This is a genomic window from Treponema sp. OMZ 790 (genome assembly GCF_024181285.1).
Classification (GTDB): Bacteria; Spirochaetota; Spirochaetia; order Treponematales; family Treponemataceae; genus Treponema_B.
The window spans coordinates 784,804-807,845 of record NZ_CP051201.1 but is presented as its reverse complement, the minus strand read 5'-3'; the positions used below and the strand labels follow the sequence as shown (position 1 = coordinate 807,845).

Annotated in this window: 18 protein-coding genes; 8 read left to right on the top strand and 10 right to left on the bottom strand. The window is 39.9% G+C overall.

The features are described 5' to 3' along the window. The first annotated feature begins 14 nt into the window (after positions 1–14). Positions 15–710: a FecR family protein gene (locus tag E4O01_RS03725; protein ID WP_253694513.1), complete on the top strand. Its 696-nt coding sequence runs from the start codon at positions 15–17 to the stop codon at positions 708–710. Here the strand turns inward: E4O01_RS03725 and E4O01_RS03720 are convergent. From E4O01_RS03720 to E4O01_RS03705, 4 genes are read right to left on the bottom strand one after another with little or no spacing between them, the layout of a single operon-like run. Beyond that, a complete protein-coding gene (locus E4O01_RS03720) occupies positions 675–1,289 on the bottom strand; it encodes a YigZ family protein (RefSeq protein WP_253694512.1) in 615 nt (204 codons plus the stop codon). The genes E4O01_RS03725 and E4O01_RS03720 overlap by 36 nt on opposite strands. Next, a complete protein-coding gene (locus E4O01_RS03715) occupies positions 1,286–2,827 on the bottom strand; it encodes a ComEC/Rec2 family competence protein (protein WP_253694511.1) in 1,542 nt (513 codons plus the stop codon). The genes E4O01_RS03720 and E4O01_RS03715 overlap by 4 nt, the downstream gene beginning before the upstream one ends. Continuing rightward, on the bottom strand, positions 2,821–3,993 hold the full coding sequence (locus tag E4O01_RS03710) for a hypothetical protein (RefSeq protein ID WP_253694510.1): 1,173 nt from the start codon (positions 3,991–3,993) through the stop codon (positions 2,821–2,823). The genes E4O01_RS03715 and E4O01_RS03710 overlap by 7 nt, the downstream gene beginning before the upstream one ends. After that, the gene (locus tag E4O01_RS03705; protein ID WP_253694509.1) at positions 3,990–5,102 is read right to left on the bottom strand and encodes a PilZ domain-containing protein; all 1,113 of its coding nucleotides are present in this window, start codon (positions 5,100–5,102) and stop codon (positions 3,990–3,992) included. The genes E4O01_RS03710 and E4O01_RS03705 overlap by 4 nt, the downstream gene beginning before the upstream one ends. Positions 5,103–5,134: 32 nt before the next feature. Between E4O01_RS03705 and E4O01_RS03700 the strand changes: the two genes are divergently transcribed. Beyond that, positions 5,135–5,623: a CPBP family intramembrane glutamic endopeptidase gene (locus tag E4O01_RS03700; protein ID WP_253694508.1), complete on the top strand. Its 489-nt coding sequence runs from the start codon at positions 5,135–5,137 to the stop codon at positions 5,621–5,623. Here E4O01_RS03700 and E4O01_RS03695 read toward each other — a convergent pair. Genes E4O01_RS03695 through E4O01_RS03680 form a run of 4 tightly spaced genes read right to left on the bottom strand, consistent with a single transcriptional unit; the run spans position 5,613 to position 11,429 of the window. Beyond that, positions 5,613–7,502 (bottom strand): motility associated factor glycosyltransferase family protein, encoded by a 1,890-nt coding sequence (locus E4O01_RS03695; protein WP_253694507.1) that lies wholly within the window; start codon positions 7,500–7,502, stop codon positions 5,613–5,615. The two genes, E4O01_RS03700 and E4O01_RS03695, sit on opposite strands and share 11 nt — an antisense overlap. Further along, complete coding sequence (locus tag E4O01_RS03690; protein WP_253694506.1) at positions 7,483–9,342, bottom strand: penicillin-binding protein; 1,860 nt, start codon at positions 9,340–9,342, stop codon at positions 7,483–7,485. Before E4O01_RS03690 ends, E4O01_RS03695 begins: the two co-directional genes overlap by 20 nt. Continuing rightward, on the bottom strand, positions 9,333–9,866 hold the full coding sequence (gene lepB / locus E4O01_RS03685) for a signal peptidase I (protein ID WP_253694505.1): 534 nt from the start codon (positions 9,864–9,866) through the stop codon (positions 9,333–9,335). The genes E4O01_RS03690 and lepB overlap by 10 nt, the downstream gene beginning before the upstream one ends. A gap of 15 nt (positions 9,867–9,881) precedes the next feature. After that, the gene (locus tag E4O01_RS03680; RefSeq protein WP_253694504.1) at positions 9,882–11,429 is read right to left on the bottom strand and encodes a helicase HerA-like domain-containing protein; all 1,548 of its coding nucleotides are present in this window, start codon (positions 11,427–11,429) and stop codon (positions 9,882–9,884) included. A gap of 237 nt (positions 11,430–11,666) precedes the next feature. Here E4O01_RS03680 and E4O01_RS03675 point away from each other — a divergent pair, with 237 nt between their 5' ends. Then, a complete protein-coding gene (locus E4O01_RS03675; protein ID WP_253694503.1) occupies positions 11,667–12,959 on the top strand; it encodes an OmpA family protein in 1,293 nt (430 codons plus the stop codon). Here E4O01_RS03675 and E4O01_RS03670 read toward each other — a convergent pair. After that, complete coding sequence (locus E4O01_RS03670) at positions 12,956–14,347, bottom strand: aspartate ammonia-lyase (RefSeq protein ID WP_253694502.1); 1,392 nt, start codon at positions 14,345–14,347, stop codon at positions 12,956–12,958. The two genes, E4O01_RS03675 and E4O01_RS03670, sit on opposite strands and share 4 nt — an antisense overlap. A gap of 210 nt (positions 14,348–14,557) precedes the next feature. Between E4O01_RS03670 and E4O01_RS03665 the strand changes: the two genes are divergently transcribed. From E4O01_RS03665 to E4O01_RS03655, 3 genes are all read left to right on the top strand, one after another. Next, positions 14,558–16,261, top strand: a complete 1,704-nt coding sequence (locus tag E4O01_RS03665; protein ID WP_253694500.1) for a YifB family Mg chelatase-like AAA ATPase — start codon at positions 14,558–14,560, stop codon at positions 16,259–16,261. Positions 16,262–16,342: 81 nt separating this feature from the next. Beyond that, positions 16,343–18,106: a phospho-sugar mutase gene (locus E4O01_RS03660; protein WP_253694498.1), complete on the top strand. Its 1,764-nt coding sequence runs from the start codon at positions 16,343–16,345 to the stop codon at positions 18,104–18,106. Further along, positions 18,106–18,759 (top strand): 3'-5' exonuclease, encoded by a 654-nt coding sequence (locus E4O01_RS03655; protein ID WP_253694496.1) that lies wholly within the window; start codon positions 18,106–18,108, stop codon positions 18,757–18,759. The genes E4O01_RS03660 and E4O01_RS03655 overlap by 1 nt, the downstream gene beginning before the upstream one ends. A 116-nt stretch (positions 18,760–18,875) precedes the next feature. On the opposite strand, the gene E4O01_RS03650 is transcribed toward E4O01_RS03655, so the two are convergent. Then, entirely contained in the window at positions 18,876–20,669 is a 1,794-nt protein-coding gene (locus tag E4O01_RS03650; RefSeq protein ID WP_253694494.1) for a M3 family oligoendopeptidase, read from the bottom strand. 323 nt (positions 20,670–20,992) lie between these two features. Between E4O01_RS03650 and E4O01_RS03645 the strand changes: the two genes are divergently transcribed. Both E4O01_RS03645 and E4O01_RS03640 read left to right on the top strand, forming a co-directional pair. Continuing rightward, entirely contained in the window at positions 20,993–21,715 is a 723-nt protein-coding gene (locus E4O01_RS03645) for an Rpn family recombination-promoting nuclease/putative transposase (protein ID WP_253695167.1), read from the top strand. 627 nt (positions 21,716–22,342) lie between these two features. Further along, the gene (locus E4O01_RS03640; protein ID WP_253694492.1) at positions 22,343–22,972 is read left to right on the top strand and encodes a TetR/AcrR family transcriptional regulator; all 630 of its coding nucleotides are present in this window, start codon (positions 22,343–22,345) and stop codon (positions 22,970–22,972) included. Positions 22,973–23,042: the final 70 nt, after the last annotated feature.

Genomic DNA, 23,042 nt, shown 5'->3' with positions numbered 1-23,042 from the left:
TTAAGGAGAAAAATATGAAAAAGATTTTTTTTGTTATCGGTTTATTTTGTTTTATATCAAGCTCCCTTTTAGCATTGGACGGTAAGGTTATTGCCGTAAAAGGAAAAGCGGAAATTAAACAAGGCGGAAGATGGGTTCCTGCCGCAGCAGGAAATATAATTACATCAGGAAGTATGATTTCGACGGGCTTTAAATCGGAATTGACTTTACAGATTGACGGATCGGTCATTACAGTAAGACCTATGACAAGGCTTACCATTGAAGAAATAACCCAAAAAAATGAGGCAGTTTCTTCAGAAGTATACTTGAATGTAGGCTCAGTAAAGGCTGATGTAAAACCGGCTTCTACAAAAAGAGTAGAATTTAAGGTAAAAACTCCGGTTGCAACGGCTTCAGTTCGAGGAACATCGGGAGAAATCAGCTCAGACGGTCTTTTAGTCGGAACAAGCGGAACTTGGTCCTATGTTAACAGCTCAGGACTTGAAACAAAAGTAAGTATCGGCGACTCCGTTATAATAAGCGATACGGGCATGGTAACTCCTGCACAAAACATTAAAGCAAATGAAGTTCTGCCGCAACCTATACAAACCCTCGCCGAAGCAGAGGCTAATTCGCCCTCGATTATAGCTCAAACATTGCCGTTGGAAAATTCGATGGATATTGCATCTTCATTTTCACATGTTGGTATCGGCATAGTTTGGGGAAATTAATTTTACACTGCCCTTTGAAGCATTTTCAATAAAAAGCTCAAAGGGCTGTTTATTTTTGCCGGGAATTTTACCGCAGAATTTTACCTTTTCTTCATAATCTATTTTTACGGCTTCAACCGAAAATTCGTCAAGATTTCTTTTTAAATTTTCCCATTCGGCATAGGAACATTCAAATCTGAAAAGTTCTTTTTTTATAAATTCTTCACTTACGGCTTCGGCTAAAACCAGTTTTGCAGAATCGGAATAAGCTTTTACCAAGCCTCCAGTTCCCAAAAGCGTCCCGCCGAACCACCTCGTAATTGTAAGCATTATATTTGTAATGCCCGAACCTTTAAGAACAGCAAGGGCAGGACGGCCTGCCGTACCTGAAGGCTCCCCATCATCGGAGCAGCCTAAAATCTCTCCGCTTTCCCCTGTAATAAAGGCATGTACAACATGACGGGCATCTTCGTATTTTTCCTTTTGCCGTTTTAAAATATCTCTCGCCTCAGCAGCCGAACTTATAGGAAAAATTTCAGCCAAGAATTTGGAATTTTTTACGGTGAGTTCAGAAAAAGCGTATTGCATTAAAATTTTCATTTTAAACTAAGCTCCCGTTTTTTTAATATTTTTTCGGAATACCAAACACATACCAAACCGGCAGCAAAAGGCAGCAGAGAAAAACTAAGACTTTCACCAAAACTCTTTGCAGCCATGAGCGGAACTTGAGCAAAAATTTGAATAAGTATAAATATAAAATCATAAACAATATTCAATAAAAACGAAAAAATAAACCCTGTAAACGGGAACAAAAGGGAAATAAAAATTGCCGCAATACCCATTATCAAAAAAACGGAAATAAGGGGGCTGATTATTACCGAAGCAATTATCCCGATTGGAGCTATTCCTCCTATCTTTGAAATTACGATAGGGGCAGTAAATGCTTGCGCCCCTACAGAAGCCGAAACGGCGCCCAAAATTTTAGGAGGAATTTTTCCGTTTAAAATTTCAAATAAGGCATTTCCAAAAGTTAAAATCCCGGCCAAAGCTCCGTAAGAAAGCATAAAGCCCAGACTCAAAGCCTCATCAGGTTTTACGGCAATATGGACCAAAAGCATGGCACTTAAAACCGAAGTCATAGGCGGACGTAATCCCAGTGATTTTCCGATTATAATTAAAAGCATCATGCCGAGGGCTCGGTTGAGCGAAGGAGCAGCACCGGCAAACCAAACAAAGATAATAATCGAAATTAAAGAAAATTTTACTGCAACGCTTTTTTTTCCGAATATGGAGCCCATTTGAACGGCGGTTAAGCTTACCAAGGAAACATGCATACCGGAGAGGGCTAAAACGTGGGAAAGCCCTGCATTTCTAAAAGCCGAAGAAACAGGAAGAATTAAAAAATCCCTGTTTGCAGAAAGAAGAGCTAAAAGTAAGGCACCTGCACTCCCCCAGCCGGAAAGAAGGCGCATAAGATAAAAGCGCAAAAAAGCTCTGAATTTTAAAAGAGGAGATCTCCAGCCTAAAAATTCGGGTAGAGATTTATCCGCAAAAAAAGCCGCAGGTTCCATACCGCTTTTTTTTCTTCCAAAACGGCCCGAAGCTTCGAAGATTACACCTTTTGAAAAATTACTTAAAGCATTTGTTCCAGACGATTTATACACTGAAACGGAATAAGCATTATTTTGTAATACCATTTCGGCAGGGAAAAATATCTTTATATTCCCCTTTGCAGAAAATTCGGCTCCGTTTTTATAAAAAACTGAAAGAATTTTTGCATTTGCAGCATAGTATTTTTCGCCGGCAGGAGAGGCTTCTCCTGTAAGTTCAGCAGAAATTTTTTCTACCTTAGCCGATTCTGCAAGGCTGACGGGTTCGGCATAAATAAAAATAAGCCGTAAAACTGCAAAACTTCCTATAAAGAGACCTGCAAATATAAAATGAATTTTCTTTTTTAAGAAAAAAAGAACAAAAAACATGATAAAAAAAAATAAACTAAAAAATATCGATAATTCGGTAAAACGGCTTTCTATAAAACATAACAAATAAAAGGCTAAGACTGCGCACCAAGCAGATACAATAATCGGTTTTACAATAAAAAAATTGTAAAGACTTTTTAATTTTCTCTCATTTACCACTTTAACTCCTCTATGGCATTTCGAGAAGCTTGTTTAACCGTTTCGGAGTAATTTAAATATTCAACATACAATAGATAGTCAAATGCGGTTTTATCCCCAAGCTTTCTCAAAGCCATAATTATACTGAGCACCAAAGGCTCGCTGTATAGCTTTGTTTTTTCGGTTTCCGAATTTAACACACCTAAAAATATCGACAAATTTTGCGAGCATTCGGCCGTACCTAGGTTTCCCATGCAGTCGATGATCGAAATAAGCATCCTGTCAGCCTTGGGGTTCGTTTTACGGATACCTTGGGCATAGTAAAAAAATTTGTTTACCTGAGGAGAAGCCTTGCTCCACTTTAAAGCGGATAAAACCGGCAATGTCTCTGCAATCAAATTTTCCGCACTTTCAAGGTCCGGCCCTTTCAGATTTTTAAGCCCGTAATCTATAACGAGCTCGCTTATTCTGCCGAGTTCGGCCCCTTCAATACGCTTATTTTCTTTTGCCAATAAATACAGTGTCCATATATATTGTATGTTTTTTTCACCCGTTTTTAGTAAAATTTCGTCAAAATAATTAAAAGAAATATTATTTAATGCCGTTCTTACAGCATTTTTTAAATTATCACTAACAGAATAGAATAATGTCTTAAACAAGACATTAAAGGAAGAAGGATCGGCAAAATTCCCTAGGGCTTCGGCATAAACTGTAAGGAGTTTTAGATTAAATGCTTTTCCCGAAATTAAATCGGACAAACCTGCTTCGTAAAGAGAGTTTAAATAATCGGTAAAAGCCGAATCTTTTTGAACCAATTTGCTTAAACTCTTTAAGCAGGCAATCTGAAAGTCCTCATTTTCGACGGTGGAAAATAAATATCTTATACTTGCCGAAGATTTTGTTTCATTCAGTTCTCCGAGTTTTGTAACTGCAATTATTCCTATGTCCAGCAATCGGGAATCGCTTTGCAATATGCCGTAAGAATTTTTAATGTAATCGACGGCATCTTTATAAACCGGAATTAAGGTCCTGTCATCGGACTTCGAAATTGAACGCAAAATAGTAACTTTTGAATCAATTCCTGCCGTAATAAATTCTTTACGCAAATTTACAAGCTCTTCCTGCTCTACGGCAAAAATCGAAAAAAAACAAAAAATACAAACCAAAACAAAAACTAACTTTTTCATACGGAATCTTTACCTTCTTCAAAATCATAGAATACGGAATCTTCTTGTTCTTGTATATCGTTTTCGGAAAAACTCATATTTTCCGGTATCTGCATAAATTCCGTATTATCGTCGGCAGCTATATTGTATATATATGACAGGATGACATTTTTCATCTTTTGATCTAAAAATTCGCACTGAAAATGCACTCTGGACTTGTTTGAGGGCTGGTCATAAATAAAGCGGACTATTTTGCCGCACATTACAATCTCGGTATTTTTAAGTTTAAATTGCAGCTTCATTCGAATGCCTTTTGCGGCCTTTCCTCTCACAAAAAACATGGCGCCGTCTTCGGATATATCCTTTACATTGGATTTTACACCGCCTTGAGTTTCATAATGGGAATTATAAGGATCCCCGACTCGAAGAGGAAACATTAGGCCTTCAAGATTGCACGAAGCCCTTACGGATTTTCGTTTTTGAGTACGTACCATTTTTTTTGAATGTTTAACATATATTTCCAGTCTGTCATCAATCTTTTTGGATTTTACAGATTGGGAATAAAACACATATCCGGCATCATTTTGTTTCCAAAAATAGACCTTTACATCCTTATTTTGCCAATTTACCTTTTCGGCTCTTTCGGCGGATGCATCAAAAAGAGCAAACACCAATGCGGTTTTTGTATTAGCCATAAGTTTGCCGTACACGGTGGTTTCCCGCGGTACAAAAATAATACAAATTTGACCGATATAAATTTCATAAGTCGATTCAAGTCTCCGCTTTTTTTGAACCTCTTCCAATTCCACCTTCGTACGGTAATCATAGAGTTTATTAAGTAAAATTTGCATTTTTTGGCTTATATCGGAATCAAGTTTATTTTCAACCTGTCGGGAAATAAAACGTATGCATTCATCCAAGGCGCCGACAGACCAAAAAAGGCGGGATTTATCCTCAAGGCCTACATAATTTGCAGTGCGCCAAAGCAAAACAAGGTTCGAAAATAAAAAGCCTTTATCTTTTCCTTCGGTAAAAAAACGAAGCCAGTCCAAACAACGTCTTCCGGGACCGGTAAAAGAGAAAGCTGTAAGTAAAAGAAACAAAACCGCAAAAACTATAATTATGTACATAATTATCTCTTTATGCTATAATAGCATAAATTATGCGTTTTGATAAGAAGACTATAAGAATTTTAGCTGAATTTACCTTCATTTTTATCGTTTTTGTTCTCCCCCCCATTTTGAACAACAAGGAATTTTCCATGCCTCCTAAGCCGCAAGGCTTTTTTAAGGTTTTAATCTTTGCGGCAAAGATTGTTTTTTTGGCAGCCTATGAAGAAGTTTTATACCGCATATACTTACCGTACAGAATAAAAACGCTCTTAGGAAATACCAATAAATTTGGGCCTTATCTTTCAGCTCCCGAAATCCTTTCGGTATTGCTATTTGCTCTGGCTCACCGCTACCTCGGTTTTTTTAATATGCTTTATGCTTTGGCAGCAGGTATAATTTTTAGAATTTTATACCTTGCATTTAAAAAGAAAATGGAATGCAAAACAGAACAAAAAAAAGCGATTATCACGGCAGCTTTGATTGTGACCATAATACACTCCTGTAATAACGGTATTGTCTATCTTTTATTTATTCTATAGTAATATTCAGGCTCCCGATAATATCATATATTTTTTTATAGATTAAAAAACTTTCTTCATAGACGGATACAAAAGATTTTTCGTTAAAATTTTTATTTGAATCTTCAGCGAGCAAAAGGTCAAAACCTATTACGGCATTGGTCTTGCCGGTTTTTATTTTTTCGTCAATTCGGTTTAGGCGGTCTATACTTTGTTTTATAAAGGCATCTTGAGGCGTTTTTTCGGCTTTTATGGAGTCTAAGATGTTTCGGCAAATATCCATGCCTTCCTTTGCCGCCTCCTTGGTTTTTGCCAAATCGGAGCTTAATTCTTTTAATGCCGCGGCAAGACTAATCTTTTTTTTCTCAACACTGTCCTGCCCTTTAAAGGAGCAAAGAGCAGACAGCATATCTGCTTTTTGTTTTTTAAAAAGAGAAGATTTTTCGGCCTTTATTAAAAAACCTTCCTTATCCAAAAATTCCATATTTGGAATTTTTAAACCCCTAGACAAAAAATTATATGTTTTGCTTTCGGGAAATTCCGCAATCTTGCTTTCAAACCACCAAGCATACATCTGCATCCGATTATCGCTTAACACTTTTCCTAAATAACCTTCTTTTAAACCGGGTGCAGCATAATAAAGAGTTTTATGGGATGCTGTTTCTGAAGGCTGAAAACGGGATGAAACGGAGTTTACATCTTCCTCAAAACGGCTTCCCTTAAAATGAGTTTGAAAATTAGGAAAGGCAAGATCCAAACCGCAAAAAATAAGTTCCGAACATCCCAAAATTCTTGCAAAATCCCAGCAGGCCGTAGCAACAGATCCTCCTGTAACAAGTTTTCCTTTTTCTCCTATAGCTTTTTCGATATATTGAGCAAGAGGAAACATCGATGTACATAAGAACTTAGCCCTCGCCTTTAAACGGAAGACTGCAGGATATACGGAAGACTCGGTAACAAGGATAGAATCCGAAATATCAAGGTCAGCAAGATGAAGGTAATTCCAATATTGAGCATCCATTAAAAGAATAAAGTCGGGTTTTATTCCTTTTCGGTGACAGGCTCTTACGGCAGTGTCTGAAGCTATGACCAGAAATCTATCCTGATATTCTTTTATAAGATCACAAACATCATCCAGTCCGGGGCCTGCAGCAAGTATCAAACAAGGATAATGTTTAAAAAAATTTTCGATTTGCAAGATACCCGGAAGTTTTTCGATTTGAGCTGCATTCTTTAAAAAATTTTTAAGCCAAAGTTTTCCGAATTTTTTAAATGTATTTTTATTTAAATTTTTCTTTTCATCCCGTCTTTTTTTTAAGGTTTCAAGTTCAAAAAACCACGAAGAATTTATTTCGATTAAAGACGGAGATTTAAAAATAGGAACATCAGAAAATGAGCCGGCTTCAAAAAAATCCAAGACATCTTTCGGGTAAAGCCCCAAAAGAATGGTCAAATTTTCATGCATAAAAAACTCGTCCAAAGGACGGCTTTTTAAAAAAAGTAAAAAAATAAAAAGATCCGGCTCGACTATAATCAGCGACGATTTAGGATTTTTTTTTGCATAAAGTTCTTGAAGATACCCCAAACCAAGTCCGTAAAAAATACAGGAGCTTTTAGTCTTTTTATCTTTAAAAAAATCGAGGGAGAAATTTTGTTCGGCTTCTTTTACGGGATTATATTTTGAGTGAAGGTATTTTCCGTTTATGCGTGCAGTAAAATTTTTTTTATCCTCATGATGTAATTTAGCTTCTTCAAGAAAATAAGTTTCAGGAATGCGGGCTTCAAAATTTTTTATTCCATTTTCGGAGTCAAAGCCGAGGCTTTTGGATAATTCCGGAAACCGCCGCGAAAAAAGCCCCGCATTGTAAAACAAGTTTTCATTATTCGAGATTGAGCTCAATTTTCATTCCTTTTTTGATAGGTGTTCCCGGCGGGGGATATTGAGAAACTACATAACCGTCGCCCGTAATTTTTACCGAAAAATCTTTTTGCAAAAGAAGTTCAAGCAGGAGTTTTTTAGGCACCCCCTTTAAGTCGGGCATCTTGTCCTTTAAGACAACAGGTTTATTTTCGCTTATGGGAATACGGCCTGTATGCTCAATGGTCGGAGCATTTTCACGGGCAAGTCCCAGATAATCTATAATTTCGTTGGAAGCCTCTGAAATTAAAGGAGCCGCAATTATCGAACCGTATATCTGCCCCACAGGTTTTATGACAGCCGTATATAAAATAATTTTAGGATCATCAGCCGGGAAAATTCCTATACAGCTTGAAATAAAATCGGTTTTGCTGTAACCGCCGCCTTTTTTGTTTGCCATCTGGGCAGTTCCTGTTTTTACCGCAATCGGAACACCGTTTATTGAAGCCCGCCAAGCTATACCTTCAATCGACCCTGTAATCATATAACTTAAAAGCAATGCTGCATTTTTTTCGGATATAACCTTATTTAAGATTGAAGGTCTATGCAGATAAACAATGTTTCCTTCCTTGTCGGCAATCTTAGAAATAAGAGAAAGCCTGAGGGTGGAACCTTTATTTGTAAAGGCTGTTGCAGCTTCAACCAATTGCAGAGCCGAAACGCCTACTTCCTGCCCAATAGCAATTGTATGCTTTGTGCGGACAGACCAATTTTGAGGCGGAGAAATAAGGCCTGCAGTTTCGCCCGGAAGTTCAATATTAGTTTTAGAGCCGAAGCCGAAAAGTTTAATCTTTTCGTAAAAGGCATTTTTCTCGGTAATATCGGCAATCTGAGCCGTTGCATCATTGCATGAAAGCCTTATCACATCTCTGGGGCTTACCCTGCCGTGAGGTCTTAAACAAGTTATGGGTTTTACATTGGATCTGTTAAATTCGAAAAGGGCATTACAATCATATACTTGCCCATCCTTGGTAGAGCCTAATTCCAAAAAGGCAGCCATCGAAAATATCTTAAAAACCGAGCCCGGCTCATAAACATAGTTTGCAGGGCGGTCGAGACGTTCTTCGGGGGTGCTTTCGATAAAATTTGCAAGGGAAGCAGAAGGAGAATTTACATAGGCAAGTATTTCACCGGTCTTTGCATCAACTGCAAGGAAAATTGCAGATTCGGCCTTTGTTTCTTCCATTGTCTTGGAGATGATTTTTTCGAGCATGTACTGAATGTTTCCGTCTATGCTCAAATAAACGTCATATCCTTTTCCCGTATACCCCTTTGTTTCAGGCGGAGGAGAAAGAATATTTTGAAGGGAATATTCGACTCCGGTTTTTCCCCTCCCGTCATCACCCAAAAAACCTACAACAGTCGAAGCTAAGGTATTTTCGGGATAGGTTCGGTTAAAAACCGATTCAAATCTTAGGCCGCTCAATTTATTTTCATCTATAACGGTCTTTACCAAATCTCTTTCGCTCTCGCTCATTCTTTTTTTTAAATATAGAAAGTTGGATTTGGAATCCTGTATTTTTTCCAATAGTTCGGATTCGCTTTGCATCAAAATGGGCGATAAAACTTTTGCAGCCTCGGCCGGGTTTTTCATAAGGCTTTTATCGGCATAGAGATTGTAGACAGTTGTTTGAACTGCAAGAATCTTTTTATTCCTGTCGTATATTGTACCGCGTTCGGTCGAAATTTTAGGAGTAATAACGGCAGGTTCTTTCATTATCATATATTTTGCAAACTGAAATATGAGCAAACCAGTGAAAATTATTATAACGGCTATAAAAAATAAAAACCGGCCTCTTGAAATAAAACTATCTACTTCCATATAAAAACCTTACCGTAAATACCGTCAACAAGAACAAATCCGTAATCTCTGGAATCGCGGGACTCTTTAAGGTTGTCCCCTAAGGCTAAAACCGAACCTTCCGGAATTAAATACCTTTCTTTAAAAGTCATACCGCCTAAATTACGGAATTGTACCCCTGTCAAGGGAATATCTTTTCCGGAAACCTTCATCGAATAAGCATAATTGTACCCTAATTTTTTAGAAAATTCTATAGGTTCATGCGAAATTCCTAGACACCTTTTTACCGTAAATCCGCCGTATTTTCGGTAAACAATTACATCCTCAACCTTAGGCAAAGCCCATCGTAGAAGGTACTTATTCTTTAAAGGATGCTTTATACCGTAGGCAGCCTTAAAGATAAGCACATAATCCCCGTCTTTTAAAGCAGGTTCCATAGAAGGTCCTGAAACACGCTTTATATCAAGAACAAAACCTTTAACCAAAACAAGAAAAATTATAAGACAAATAAAATAAAAGGGGTTTCTTTTATAATTTTTAAGCACCTTTTAAGCCTTGACCTACTTAAACATTTTTTTTATCGAACCGAAAATTCCTCGCGTAATTTCGCGGCCTACAGTGCGGGTCATACTGTCCACCAGAACCCGGCCCAAACGCCCGGCCTCAGTTTTTTGTTTTCGGTTTTGTGCTTCTTCCAAACGGCGTCTTGCATTTTCCGCGCGTATTCGAGCGTTCTCGGCTCTGATTAAGGCAGCCTCTTCTTTTGCCTTTGCAGCGGCTTCCTTGGAAAGACGCTTTTCTTCAAGCTCTCTTTCGGCAACCAATTTTTTTTCTTCAAATTGCTCCATGAGAATTTCGTAGGCCGATTCTCTGTCGATTATATTCTTGTATTTATATAAAAGAGGAGAGGCTTCGACAATAGCTTTAAGTTTTACTTCTCCCACAGTGCCTATCTTACTTCTTGGAGGAGCAATTAAAACCCTTTGGGTTACAGATGGGCTTCCGTCCTCCTGCAGAAGAGAAACAAGGGCTTCGCCCGTTTTAAGCTCTGTCAGTACCTTAGCTGTATCGAATTTGGGATTAGGCCTAAATGTTTCGGCAGAAAGTTTTATAGCCTTTTGGTCTTTTGGCGTAAAGGCCCTAAGAGCATGTTGAAATTTATTTCCCAGCTGGCTTAAAATGGTTTCGGGTAAATCGGCAGGATTTTGCGTAACAAAAAAAACTGCAACGCCCTTTGAGCGGATGAGCCTTATCATGGTTTCTATCTTTTCGATGAGGGCCGAAGACAGATTATTAAAAAGAAGGTGGGCCTCATCAAAAAAGAAAACGATTTTAGGTTTTTCGGTATCTCCCGCTTCGGGGAGGTTTTCGTAAAGCTCGGACAAAAACCAAAGCAAAAAGGTCGAATAAAGATTGGGTCTTTGATAGAGACTTGCAGCATTTAAAACATTTATATAGCCCCTGCCTTCTGAGGTAAGCTTAAAAAAATCGGCGATTTCCAAAGCAGGTTCTGCAAAAAAATTGCCGGCTCCCTCCCCTTCCAAAATGAGAAGGGCCCTTTGGATTGCTCCTATGGATGAAGCAGAAATATTGCCGTATTTAAGCTTTAAGTCTTGGCTGTTTTCGCCTATATAAACCAAGATCGACTTTAAGTCTTTTATGTCCAAAAGGAGAAGGCCTTCTTCGTCTGCTATTCTAAAGGCAATGTTTAGAACACCTACTTGAACCTCGTTTAAGTTTAAAAGCTTTGACAAAAGAAGAGGCCCCATCTCAGATATGGTCGTACGTATGGGATGACCGGTTTCTTTTAAGATACTCCAAAGGCGTATAGGATAGGATTTAAACTCGAATTCCGAAAGCCCTAAAAGACTTAACCTTTCGTTTATTTTTTCGTTAGCTTCGCCCTTTTCGGCAAAGCTGCACAAGTCTCCCTTTACATCGGGTAAAAAAACGGGAACTCCCATATCGCTGAAGGCCTCAGCAATAACTTTTAAGGTAATAGTCTTCCCCGTTCCCGTAGCCCCGGCAATGAGACCGTGCCTATTTGCACGATTAGCCAAAAGCTCTACCCTGCACTCTCCCAGTCCTATAAAAATTCCTTTTTCCATACATAAGCTCCCAAGAAATTATGCTTAAGCCGCTTGACTTCCGATTTATAGTATGTAATATAAATCAATTTGGATATAATATCAATCCTTAAATCACCGAATTCTTTTATTCGTTTCCAATTCTTACTATCGTTAAATCGGTATAAAATAAAGCACGATGTCAACAATGGGTTTGTACCTTACTCTCGGCATTTTCCTTACATTGAAAAACAAAATTTTTTGTGGTATAATTTCGGTATGATAAATATTCAACCGGCCGAAAATTGGCGTATAATTATGAGACACCACTTCACAAAAAAATTCTTCTTAATTTGTATAATTTTGATTTCTTGTTTAAGCCTTCTTTTGGGTCAAGAAAATTTATCCGGAGGAAAAATAGTAATTACTGAAAGAGCCGATTACTCCGTTTATGTTGACGGAAAATATGCAGGGCTTACTTCCAGAGAAACGCGCCTTTACATGAGCGAAACAAAACTCGATACCGGAGACGCTTATCTTTACGAAGGAGAAGCCTTTGTGCTTCAAAAAACCCGAAAAGACGGACATAAGGCGGCTTTACCTATAGATTCAATCTTACCTATTTCTTTTAAATTTATTCCGGAACAAGATGAGGAAGATATAGAAAATCCTTACCAGCCCCAAATTTTTACGGAAGATGAGGGCTATCCCCTTTTAAGAAATTTTCCTATTTTGCCAGAAAAAGCCTTTACTCCGGAGGATATCGGAAAAACATGGGAAGGAAAATGCACTGTTAGCGTAAAACCCAAACCTGAAAAAGCCGCGGTGCGCATCCCCGTAAACGCAGGGTTTAAATATAAGGGAAAAACTATTTTTAACGGTAAAAGCGTTCATCATGTAGAAGCAGCCTTCGGCCTCCTATATAAGGGCACCGATATACTCGGCGATGAAGAACTTATAAGATCGGAAGGCGGAAGAAAGGCTGACATCTATCTTGACGATACAAAGAGGCCTATTTTTATACGCGAAAAAATAGATGAAGAGTTTTTTTATTCCGGCGGAAAAAAAATAAAACACCGCGGTTTTTTGCTTCATTTTTATTCTTACACGGGCATAGCGCTTGTAACAAACACACCTGCTCAAGAGGCTCATAAACAAGACCGCAGCTCTAACGGAGGCAAAGCTGAAATCAAACCCAATAAGGATTTTGAGGTAAGCAAAACAAAACGGGGCACAATGTTGAGGCTTAAAAATCTTCAATTTGAACCTGATAGAGCGGTTCTTTTAAAAGGAGAAGAAGCGAAGCTTGACGAGATTGCAAAAATTCTAAAAGAGTCTGACGGCAGCTTCTTTTTTGTGGAAGGACACACAGCCGATGTCGGCAGACCTGAAGAAGAAAAAATTCTATCCCAAGAAAGGGCTAAAACCATAATCGAAAAACTTACAGAAAAGGGAATATCGGCTGAAAAGTTTATTTATCAAGGTGCCGGCGGAACAAGGCCTCTTGCCACGAACAGCACCGAAGAAGGACGCGCCCAAAATAGACGCGTCGAAATAACGATTATAGACTAAAGCTTTCTGGGCTTTGTCATGTTTTCGGGTTTTAAAACCTCGTCCAATTTTTCTTTTGAAAGGAGTCCTCTTTCCAAAACAAGCTCGTAAACGCTGCGGTTGTCGCGCAAGGCTGTCTTTGCAATATCGGAGGAAGCTTCATAGCCGATGACGGGGTTTAAGGCCGTAACCAAGCCAATGCTTCGGTGAACGCTCTCCTTACAATGCTCATAGTTTCCTACAATGCCTGTAACGCATCTTTCTCTCAAGGTTTTCATAGCGTTTATAAGAAGCTTAATAGACTCGAAGATAGAATAAATCATAACCGGCTCAAAAACGTTGAGCTCGAGCTGTGCCGATTCTGCAGCCAGAATAACGGCTGTGTCGTTTCCGATAACCCTGTAGCAAACCTGATTTACAACTTCGGGGATAACGGGGTTTACCTTTCCGGGCATGATAGAAGAACCGGGCTGCATCGGAGGAAGGCTTATATCGTAAAGCCCTGTTCTGGGGCCTGAAGAAAGAAGGCGTAAGTCGCTGCATATCTTTGAAAGCTTTGCAGAAAGGCGTTTTAATTGTGAAGAATAAGTTACAAAGTCGGAGGTGTCGTTTGTGGCAGCAATCATATTCTTTGCAGCCTTTAAGTCAAGCCCCGAAATCTTTGCCAAGTGAGCGGTTACTTTCGGCGTATAGTTAGGATCCGAGTTGATACCTGTTCCGATAGCAGTAGCTCCCATGTTTATGGTGTGAAGATTTTCCCTTGCAAATTGAATCTGAGAAATCTCGCTTTCCAAAGAGGCGGCATAGGATTCAAATTCTTGTCCGAGGGTCATGGGTACGGCATCTTGAAGCTGAGTTCTTCCCATCTTTATGTTATCGCCGAGTTCTTCGGCCTTTTTTCTAAAAGAAGAAATGAGGGCTTTAAGCTCATCGATAAGAGCCGGTGTATTTAGAGAGATGCCGAGCTTGGCAGCTGTAGGATAGGCATCGTTTGTTGATTGGGCAAAGTTTACATGATTATTGGGATGGCATGGAGAATAAGAACCCTTAGCCTTTCCTAAAATTTCGTTTGCACGGTTGGCGATAACTTCGTTTGCATTCATATTGGTAGAAGTTCCCGCTCCGCCTTGAATCATATCGACCACAAATTCCTTGTCGAATTTACCTTCGGCAACTTCTTTACAAGCCTGAATCATAGCCTTGTAAACTTCATCGCTCAAATAGCCGAGTTCATGGTTGGCTTCGGCTGCTGCCTGCTTTGTATAAGCAAGCCCTTTAATAAAATCGGGAAAATCGCAGATTTTTAAACCTGTAATTTTAAAATTCTCAACACTTCGGAAAGTCTGAATGCCGTAATAAGCATCTTCCGGAATATCCAACTCTCCGAGTAAGTCATGTTCCCTTCGCATAAAAAAACTCCTGTTTTATATGATAATTGTAAGCATTATAGTACTAAAACAAAAAAGGAACAAGGGGCAATGAAGCTTTTCGATTATCTATAATTTTTTTTCAAAATCTTACTATCCGTTGCGTTTTTTCCATAAAATAATAGTAGAAAGGCATATCGAAAAAATTTGTCGTTTTTTCGATATGCCTGACGAGTTTTTACGGAGGAAACAATGGAAATTTTAAGTTTTTCGTCATTCGGATATGAAGGAGAATTGATTAAGGTTGAGGCAGATTTAAGGCGGGGCTTGCCGGTTATCGACATAGTGGGGCTCCCCGGTTCTGCCGTAAAGGAAGCAAGGGATAGGATGAGGGCGGCCATCAGAAATTCGGGGCTTGAATTCCCTTTAAACAGGATCTTGATAAATTTAAGCCCTGCCGATCAAAAAAAAGAAGGGAGCGGCTTCGATCTTCCTATTGCAATAGCCGTCTTAACTGCAAAAGAGGCAGCCAAAAATTCGGACATCTCTAAAGAAGAAGCTCAAACCATCATTCCGAAAGATGAAGGCCGGGCCGAAAAATCCGTGATGATAATGGGGGAACTGGAACTTTCAGGCAGGGTAAGGCCTGTGCGCGGACTCATAGGAGCTATCTCGGCAGCCCGCTCGCAGGGCATCAAATACTTTATAGTTCCGAAAGAAAACGAAGCCGAGGCCCTCATCGAAGAAGGCATCAGCGTATTCGGAGTGTCAGACCTAATCGAAGCCCTGGAATTTTTTTACCAAATAGAAAACGGAAATCTTGCAGCAAAGCCTAACTGCTTCAAAAAGAAAAACAGCCCCGATACAGGGGCTGTCCCTCTTTTTGTATGGAGCGATGAAGATAACGATTCATACAATTTCGATTTTCAAAAAGACGAAAAAAAAGGACTCGGCTTGGTCAGGGGCTTTGAAGATATCCGCGGTCAGGACGGTCTAATCCGTGCACTCGAAATAGCGGCGGCAGGAGGGCACAACCTCATAGCCTACGGGCCTCCCGGCTGCGGGAAGACTCTATCTCTAAGCCGCTTTCACCTCCTTCTCCCCGACATGGACGAAAAAACGGCAATGGAAACAACCCGCATTTACAGCATCGCAGGGCTTTTGCCCCAATCGGCGCCGAACTCCCGTCTTTTAAAAAGACCGCCCTTTAGAATGCCCTCCCAAAATGCAAGCATGGAAGGCATCATCGGAGGCGCCGGAAAATGTATGCCTGGAGAGGTATCCCTCGCCCACGGCGGAGTTCTTTTTTTGGATGAGGCGGCTCAGTTTAAGGCAAGCGTTTTGCAAAGCCTCCGCTCTCCATTGGAAACGGGAAGCGTAACCTTGAGCCGTGCAGGAAGATCAAGCACCTTCCCTGCCCGCTTTCAGCTTCTCCTTGCCGTCAATCCCTGCCCCTGCGGCAACTTCGGAGCAATGGGAAAAATCTGTACCTGCCTTCCCTACGAAATCGAAAAATATTGGAAAAAACTCACCGCTCCCCTCTTGGACAGAATCGACATAAGGGTTCCCGTCCTCCCGCCCAAACCTGAAAATATTTTGGCAGAGGCAAAATACTCAACCAAAACGATGAGGCAAAAAATAAAGAACGCAAAGCTCATTCAATGGGAAAGATTAACATTCGTAAATAAGGAGAAAAAAGTGCAAAACACAGTTTATGAAAATGCAAAACTTTCACCCCAAGAAACGGCAGAAGTTTGCAAAATGAGCAGCGAAGCGGAACGCTTTTTTTCTGCAATCGTAGAAGCAAAAAAACTTTCAGGCCGAGGAAGCCACGCCCTCTTAAAAATATCCCGCACAATAGCCGACATCGAATCAAGCGAAACCATTTCCTTGGCCCATATCGAAGAGGCGGCAGCATTGAGACAGTGGATAAAATATCTTCCCGATTTTTTGTAAACGGTTTTAGTACTGCCCTTGAAGGAATCCGCTTAACTGTGATATAATCCTATTGATTTTACAAATTGCGGAGGACTTTTTATGGATAAAAATGAAGTATTAAATAGAGCGAAAAAATATATTTCCGAAGAAAAGGAAGTAAAATTTGCCGATGAGGTTAAATCTTTAATCGAAAAAAACGATGAAAAGGAATTGTATGACCGCTTTTACAGGGACTTGGAATTCGGAACGGCAGGTTTAAGAGGCATTATCGGGGGAGGCACAAACCGCATGAATCCTTTCGTAATAAAAAATGCAACTCAGGGCCTTGCCGATTACTTAATAGAAGCAAAGGCTGACAAGGCCAAGGCCGGCTCTTTGAGTGCCGTAATTGCATACGATTCAAGGCGCTTTTCGGATGTCTTTGCAAAAACGGCTGCCCTCATCTTTGCGGCAAACAATATCCGCTGTTATCTTTTTTCAAGTTTAAGACCTACGCCTGAACTTTCTTATGCCATAAGGGAACTCGGCTGCGATACGGGAATTGTAGTAACCGCCTCACACAATCCTCCGGAATATAACGGCTACAAGGCTTACTGGTCGGACGGAGCCCAGATTACCCCGCCCCATGATTCAGGCATCATCAAAAAGGTGGGCGAAGTTTCTTCCATTAAAATGATGAGCGAAGATGAAGCTCTTAAAAAGGGCAAGCTCGTAATCATCGATAAAGAAATCGACGAAAAATATTGGGCCATGCTTAAAAATAAAATCAGCCGCCAAGAAATAATTAAGGATATGGCTTCCAAGGTGAAGATAGTTTACACTCCCCTTCACGGAACAGGAGCCGTACATGTCGAAAAGGTTCTGGGCGAAATGGGCTTCAATGTTATAAGCGTTCCCGAACAGCGCGAACCTGACGGGAATTTCCCGACGGTAAGCTATCCCAACCCCGAAGATCCGAAAGCCTTAAAGATGGCTATGGACTTGGCTATAAAGGAAGGAGCCGATATTTTGATGGCCACCGATCCCGATGCCGACCGCTTTGCCTGTGCAGTCAAAAACGCCGCGGGCGAAATGCAGCTTATAAGCGGCAACCAGATGGGAGCCCTCTTTGCAGATTATATCTGTCTCACATTAAAAGAAAAAAATAAGCTCCCCCAAAACGCAGCGATAGTACGCTCCATAGTAACCTCCCCCTTAAGCGATTTAATCGCCGCCAAGTATAATGTTAAGAGCGAAGAATGTCTCACAGGTTTTAAGTGGATCTGCGGTGTCGCCGAACGCATGGTAAGCACCGGTTCCCACACCTATCTTTACGGATACGAAGAAAGCTTCGGCTACAATTTCGGAACCGAAATACGGGATAAAGACGGAATTGCCGCATCTGCAATTTGTGCAGAGATGACCCTCTATTGGAGGAGCAAGGGTAAAAGTCTCTTAGACCGATTAAACGAAATCTTTTCGGAATTTGCCTTTTACGGAGAAAAGACCATCAACATGGTATACCCCGGAGCGGAAGGCTTAAAGATTATGCAGGATATGATGGTCAGGGTAAGAGAAAGAAACTTGAGCGAAATTGCCGGAGTGAAGGTAAAAACCATCAGGGATATTCAGGAAAGCACGGAGTACTCTCCATTAGAGCCGGCAAAAAAAACTAAGGTTTCTTTGCCTAAGAGCAATGTTCTTCAATACTATTTGGAAGACGGCTCCATAATCTGCATAAGGCCGAGCGGAACCGAACCCAAGATAAAGATCTACATAATTCATTCCGAGAAGGTTGTTTCATCTGTTGAAGAAGCCAAAAAACAATCGGATAAAAAGATTGCCGAATTCGAAAAAGAATTTAACGGGGTATTAAACGCATAATGAGCTCTTACGATTGGATTAGCGCCGTCTACGATAAGGCGGTTTTTACGGCCTTCGATACCGAAACAACGGGAACGGAGGCCAAGGCTGAAAGAGTGGTCGAAATCGGTTGCGTAAAATTCGATGTCAGGGGAGTTATTGCCCGCTACAATGTTTTGATAGATCCCGAAAAACCCATGCCTCCCGAAGCGGGAAAGGTAAATCAGATAACCGACGAGATGCTCGCAGGTCAGCCCAAATTCCCGGAAGTTCTGCCGGATTTTTTAGACTTTATCCGCAACACTGTTCTCGTTGCCCATAATGCGAACTTCGACATAAACTTTATAAACTGCGAGCTTGAAAGGTGCGGAAAAACAAAGCTTACAAACAAGGTCTTTGACACCCTCACCTTTGCACGGGAAACCCTGCCGGGTTTACAAAGTTATGCCCTGCAAAACCTTGCAGTGCAGTTCGGCGTTCAAGCCGTAAATGCTCACCGCGCCGAAGACGATGCCAGAGTCTGTATGGAATTCTTTAAAATAGCCGTAGACCGCTTCTTTGAAAAAAACAAGGATATGCTTGAGTATTATAAAAAGGATGTAGACATTTCGGACTACCTTAGCACCAAAGACCCTGAAACGGACGGCGGAAAACTCGTTCAAAATTTATTTTAATTTAAACTCAAAATAAAAAGACATATTTAAAATCAAAAAGCCCCGACCTGTTTATTCAAAACAGAATCGGGGTTTTTAATCGGCAATTTATAAATAATTTTATCAAAAAGATAAGCTTATTTTTTCTTTGCTTTTTTTACGAGCTTTTCGAATTCGCTTATCTGGTCGGTAAAAATCTTTATTCCTTCTTTCCAGAAGTCGGGCGTTTCGATATTAAAGCCCGCACTCTTGGTTACCTTTACGGCATCCATCATTCCGGTTTTGCTTAAAATATCCTCATAGACGGAAGTAAACTTCGGTCCTTCTTTCTTGTAGCGGTTATAAAGACCGAGGGCAAAAAGCTGGCCGAAGGCATAGGGGAAGTTATAAAAGCCCAAGCCCGCAGAATAATAATGGCCCTTAACCAGCCACATATAAGGATGAAGCAATTTAGAATCAAGCCCGTTTCCGTAGCTTTTCTTTTGAGCTTCAAGCATAAGGCGGCAGCAGTCCTCAGCCGTGAGTTCATGCTTTTCCCTTTCTTCCATAAAGGAGCGTTCAAAATAAAAACGCGAAAGGATATCGACCAAGACCTGACATCCGTCTTGAAGGTGAATCTCCAAGAGGGCAGTCTTTTGCTCTTCATTCATCTTTTTGATTTCGCTTTCAAACAAGATGGTTTCGGCAAAGATAGAAGCGGTCTCGGCAAGGGTCATAGGATAGCTTTGATTTATAACGGGCATATCCTTTACGACATTAAAGTGGAAGGCGTGTCCCAGCTCGTGTGCAAGGGTGCTGACCGAAGAAAAAGAGCCGTCAAAGTTGCAAAGAACTCTCGGTTCTTTTGTTACGGGGAAGTGGGTACAATAAGCTCCGCCGACCTTGCCGTTACGTACCTCTCCGTCTATCCAATTTGAAGCGAAGGCCTTCTTTGCAAAATCTCCCATGTTCTTTGAAAATGAAGAAAAGTTTTCGATTACCAAGGCCTTTGCTTCTTCCCATGTATATGTGGGGAATGATTTTGAAACGGGAGCAAAGAGGTCATAAAAGGGTAAGTCCTTTTTGCCGAGGAGCATGGCCTTAGCCTTTAAATATTTCCTCCATGAGGGAAGAGAATCTTCGATGGCGGAAATTAAGGAGTCGAGCGTTTTTTGAGTTATATTTGCCTGCCTTACGGATTTTTCGATTGTGCCTCCCTTCCAGTTGCGCCTTTTATTTAAGGTGATGGACGTCCCCTTTACGCCGTTCAAGGCTGCGGCAACGGGCTTTTCTATCGACTTGCAAAGTTCAAGCTCTTTTTTAAAGGCCTTTTCGCGGACAGCCTCATCCTTGTCATAGGCCATCGCTCTAAGCTGAACCAAGGTCTTTTCTTCTTTAGTTTTTTCATCCCAAACACAGGAAGCCGTCGAAGTCAGCATGCTCTGTAATTTGCTCCAAGCCGAAGAGCCGGAGCGGGCAAGGTCGGCAGCCAAGGCTTCTTCTTCTTCGCTCATTTGTTTCTTTTGCCAAAACAAGGTATCTTCCAAATAAAAGGCGGCATATTTTAAATCCTTGTCGCTTTTGATCAAGGCCTTTACTTCTTTGGAAACGGAAGCCAAGATATTCGAAAAGCGCACACCAAGGGGCGTAAAAGGAACAAATATTTCGGATATGGAATTCATTTCCGAAAGGGCTTCCTTGTTTTCGGTATCGGTTGTATATACGGCCGAAGCATAGGCATAAAGCGTTTCGGATTCGGCATTAAACTCGTTTAAAATATCCAAAGCCTTTATAAGCCATTTTTTTAAGTCCTTGTCAGAAAAAGCTTTTAAGTGCTTTTCAAACTTGGAAGTCAATGCAGGAATTTTCTTTTTTGATTCCGCATACTCTTTTGATTTAAAACCGGGATAAATATTTTTTAAATCCCACCTCGGTGCAGTTTTGTTTTGCATTTATATCTCCTTATAATACTGAGGGTTCTAAATAGATTGAAAATAATTGTATAATATAAGCACTCTTATGTCAATATTTAATATTAAGATTACCAGGTTACCTATTTATGGATAAGAAATGTTATTTTATACAGAAATGTGTTATACTAGGGGGTATAGAAGTGTTAGGAATATACACAAGGACAAGTGTAGATAAGTCCCAAAATTCTACTATAAGACCCACAGGTAAAAGGCGGTAAAGTTTAAGCTTATAATACAATATAAAATTAAGAGGAGAAAAAAAAGTGAAAAGGTTTGAAGATTTAACATTTACAGACGATTTTATGTTTTGTAAAACTATGCAAAATCCGAGATTATGTAAAAGACTTATTGAAATGATATTATTTGATACAATAGGTAAAATTACATATGTCTCGGTACAGCATAATATTAAAACTTATGAACAGGCAAAATCCGTAAGATTTGATGTTTTGGTGCAGGCAGAAAACGATAAATTTTATGATGTAGAAATGCAGGTAAGCAACGAGAGAAATATACCCAAAAGAATGAGATTTTACCAAGCTGCCCTAGATATTTCTTTTTTGAATAAGGGGAATTCCTATAATAATCTAAATGACAGCTTTATAATTTTTATCTGTTTATTTGATATTATAGGCAAAAACAGACCCGTTTATACCTTTGAAAATCTTTGTATAGAGGACAAAAATACCCCTTTACAAGACGGCACAAAGAAAGTTATAATAAATGCAGAGGCCTTTGAAAATACTGACGACAAAGAATTAAAGGATTTTTTAACATACCTTAAAACAGGGAAAGCAAATAATGAATTTACAAGGGAGATAGAAACTATGATACAAACAGTAAAACAAAACGAACAGGCAAGGCAGGAATACAGATTATTATCTACTTTTGAGATGGATATCAATGACAAAGCCGAGTATAGAGTTAAAAGGGAAACGGCCAAAAATATGAAGTTAAAAAATTTTGATACAGTTTTAATTAAGGAGATAACGGGACTTTCCGAAGCAGAGATTGAAAAACTGTAAAAAAATTTTGGCACTGTCCAAAAAACTGTGTAAATGCGTTTTTTAATTTTATTAAAAAAAGGGGGTATATCCGATATTTAACACATTTCCCGCAGATGGGTAAGCGGCAATTTGATTGCCTCCTACCCATTGAATTTATCCCTTAAAATTAAATCTGTTCGGAAACTTCCGTTTCAGAACAGGTCTATTATTTACAGTTCTTCCCGGTTACCGTATGAATTAATCTTATACGGCGTCCGGTTTTTGGGTTTTATTACATTAAGCTCGTCCTCGGTAAAGTCTGTATAGTTCTCCTCGATCAAGTTCGTGTTTTCAGTATAAAGATAGCAGTATCCTTCGTTGCCGGCCGGACGGTTCGGTACGTACTGAAAGATCTTTGTAAAAACTTCTTTTGTAAGCTGATTGTATTTGCAGTACAGTCCAACAATAGCCCCTTTTAAGATAATCTTATCGCCTGTTGCGTGTAAGATCGTTTGTATTCCGTGTTTAAGTTTGGTTTCGGTACAGTTTACGGTTTTGCCCCCGTCTTCTGTAGTTACGGTAATTACGGCAGCGCCTTTTACAATTTATACTATATTTTAAGATGCCCCTTTGACAATTTTAAAACGGCCGTCTATAATGTAAGTAATGGAAGAATCAAAGAAAAAGAATGATACCTATACGGAAATCCTCAAAAATGCAAAAACGGAGTTTTTGCAAAAGGGCTTTGAAAAGGCCTCCATGCGCTCCATTGCGGCAATGACGGGTATAACAGCCGGAGCTTTGTACAAACACTTCCCGTCAAAGGCGGCAATCTTTGAGGCTCTCGTACAGCCGCTTATCACGCAAACATTAAGCATTGGTACCGATTTTTCTGAAATCGCAATACATTTATACGAAACCAAAGGCCTTTTCTCAGCAAAAGAAGCCATACGCATGTCTTTGCAGAATTTATGCACTCTGGTGTACAGCCGATTCGATGACTTCCGGCTTTTGTTTAACCGCTCGGCCGGAACAAAGTACGAAAATATCCGTCACGAATTTGTCATGGCGGATGTTGCAGCATGCAAAAAATTCATCAACGACTTAAAAAAAAGAGGTATAAACATCCGCCCCCTAAACGACGACCAGCTTCACTTAATTTACAGCACCGCCTTAACGCCTCTTTTTGAAATCATCACGCATGAATACTCTTATAAAAAAACCCAAGACTTTATGGACATCTTAACCGATGTAATGTATTTTTGCTGGAATAAAATTATGCAGCCTGAAATGTAAATCAACATCCCCGACGCAGAGTGTCGGGGTATTAAACCCTCCGCACGAATAAACAAAAAAAATTAATTTT

What these genes read in the sequence shown, in the direction of transcription:
- E4O01_RS03660 (WP_253694498.1), top strand. Translation starts at nt 16,343, where the DNA reads ATGGATAAAAATGAAGTATTAAATAGAGCGAAAAAATATATTTCCGAA.
- E4O01_RS03640 (WP_253694492.1), top strand. Translation starts at nt 22,343, where the DNA reads ATGGAAGAATCAAAGAAAAAGAATGATACCTATACGGAAATCCTCAAA.
- E4O01_RS03650 (WP_253694494.1), bottom strand. Translation starts at nt 20,669, where the DNA reads ATGCAAAACAAAACTGCACCGAGGTGGGATTTAAAAAATATTTATCCC.
- E4O01_RS03700 (WP_253694508.1), top strand. Translation starts at nt 5,135, where the DNA reads ATGCGTTTTGATAAGAAGACTATAAGAATTTTAGCTGAATTTACCTTC.
- E4O01_RS03655 (WP_253694496.1), top strand. Translation starts at nt 18,106, where the DNA reads ATGAGCTCTTACGATTGGATTAGCGCCGTCTACGATAAGGCGGTTTTT.
- E4O01_RS03665 (WP_253694500.1), top strand. Translation starts at nt 14,558, where the DNA reads ATGGAAATTTTAAGTTTTTCGTCATTCGGATATGAAGGAGAATTGATT.
- E4O01_RS03690 (WP_253694506.1), bottom strand. Translation starts at nt 9,342, where the DNA reads ATGGAAGTAGATAGTTTTATTTCAAGAGGCCGGTTTTTATTTTTTATA.
- E4O01_RS03725 (WP_253694513.1), top strand. Translation starts at nt 15, where the DNA reads ATGAAAAAGATTTTTTTTGTTATCGGTTTATTTTGTTTTATATCAAGC.
- E4O01_RS03670 (WP_253694502.1), bottom strand. Translation starts at nt 14,347, where the DNA reads ATGCGAAGGGAACATGACTTACTCGGAGAGTTGGATATTCCGGAAGAT.
- E4O01_RS03675 (WP_253694503.1), top strand. Translation starts at nt 11,667, where the DNA reads ATGATAAATATTCAACCGGCCGAAAATTGGCGTATAATTATGAGACAC.
- E4O01_RS03705 (WP_253694509.1), bottom strand. Translation starts at nt 5,102, where the DNA reads ATGTACATAATTATAGTTTTTGCGGTTTTGTTTCTTTTACTTACAGCT.
- E4O01_RS03680 (WP_253694504.1), bottom strand. Translation starts at nt 11,429, where the DNA reads ATGGAAAAAGGAATTTTTATAGGACTGGGAGAGTGCAGGGTAGAGCTT.
- E4O01_RS03645 (WP_253695167.1), top strand. Translation starts at nt 20,993, where the DNA reads ATGTTTTGTAAAACTATGCAAAATCCGAGATTATGTAAAAGACTTATT.
- E4O01_RS03710 (WP_253694510.1), bottom strand. Translation starts at nt 3,993, where the DNA reads ATGAAAAAGTTAGTTTTTGTTTTGGTTTGTATTTTTTGTTTTTTTTCG.
- E4O01_RS03720 (WP_253694512.1), bottom strand. Translation starts at nt 1,289, where the DNA reads ATGAAAATTTTAATGCAATACGCTTTTTCTGAACTCACCGTAAAAAAT.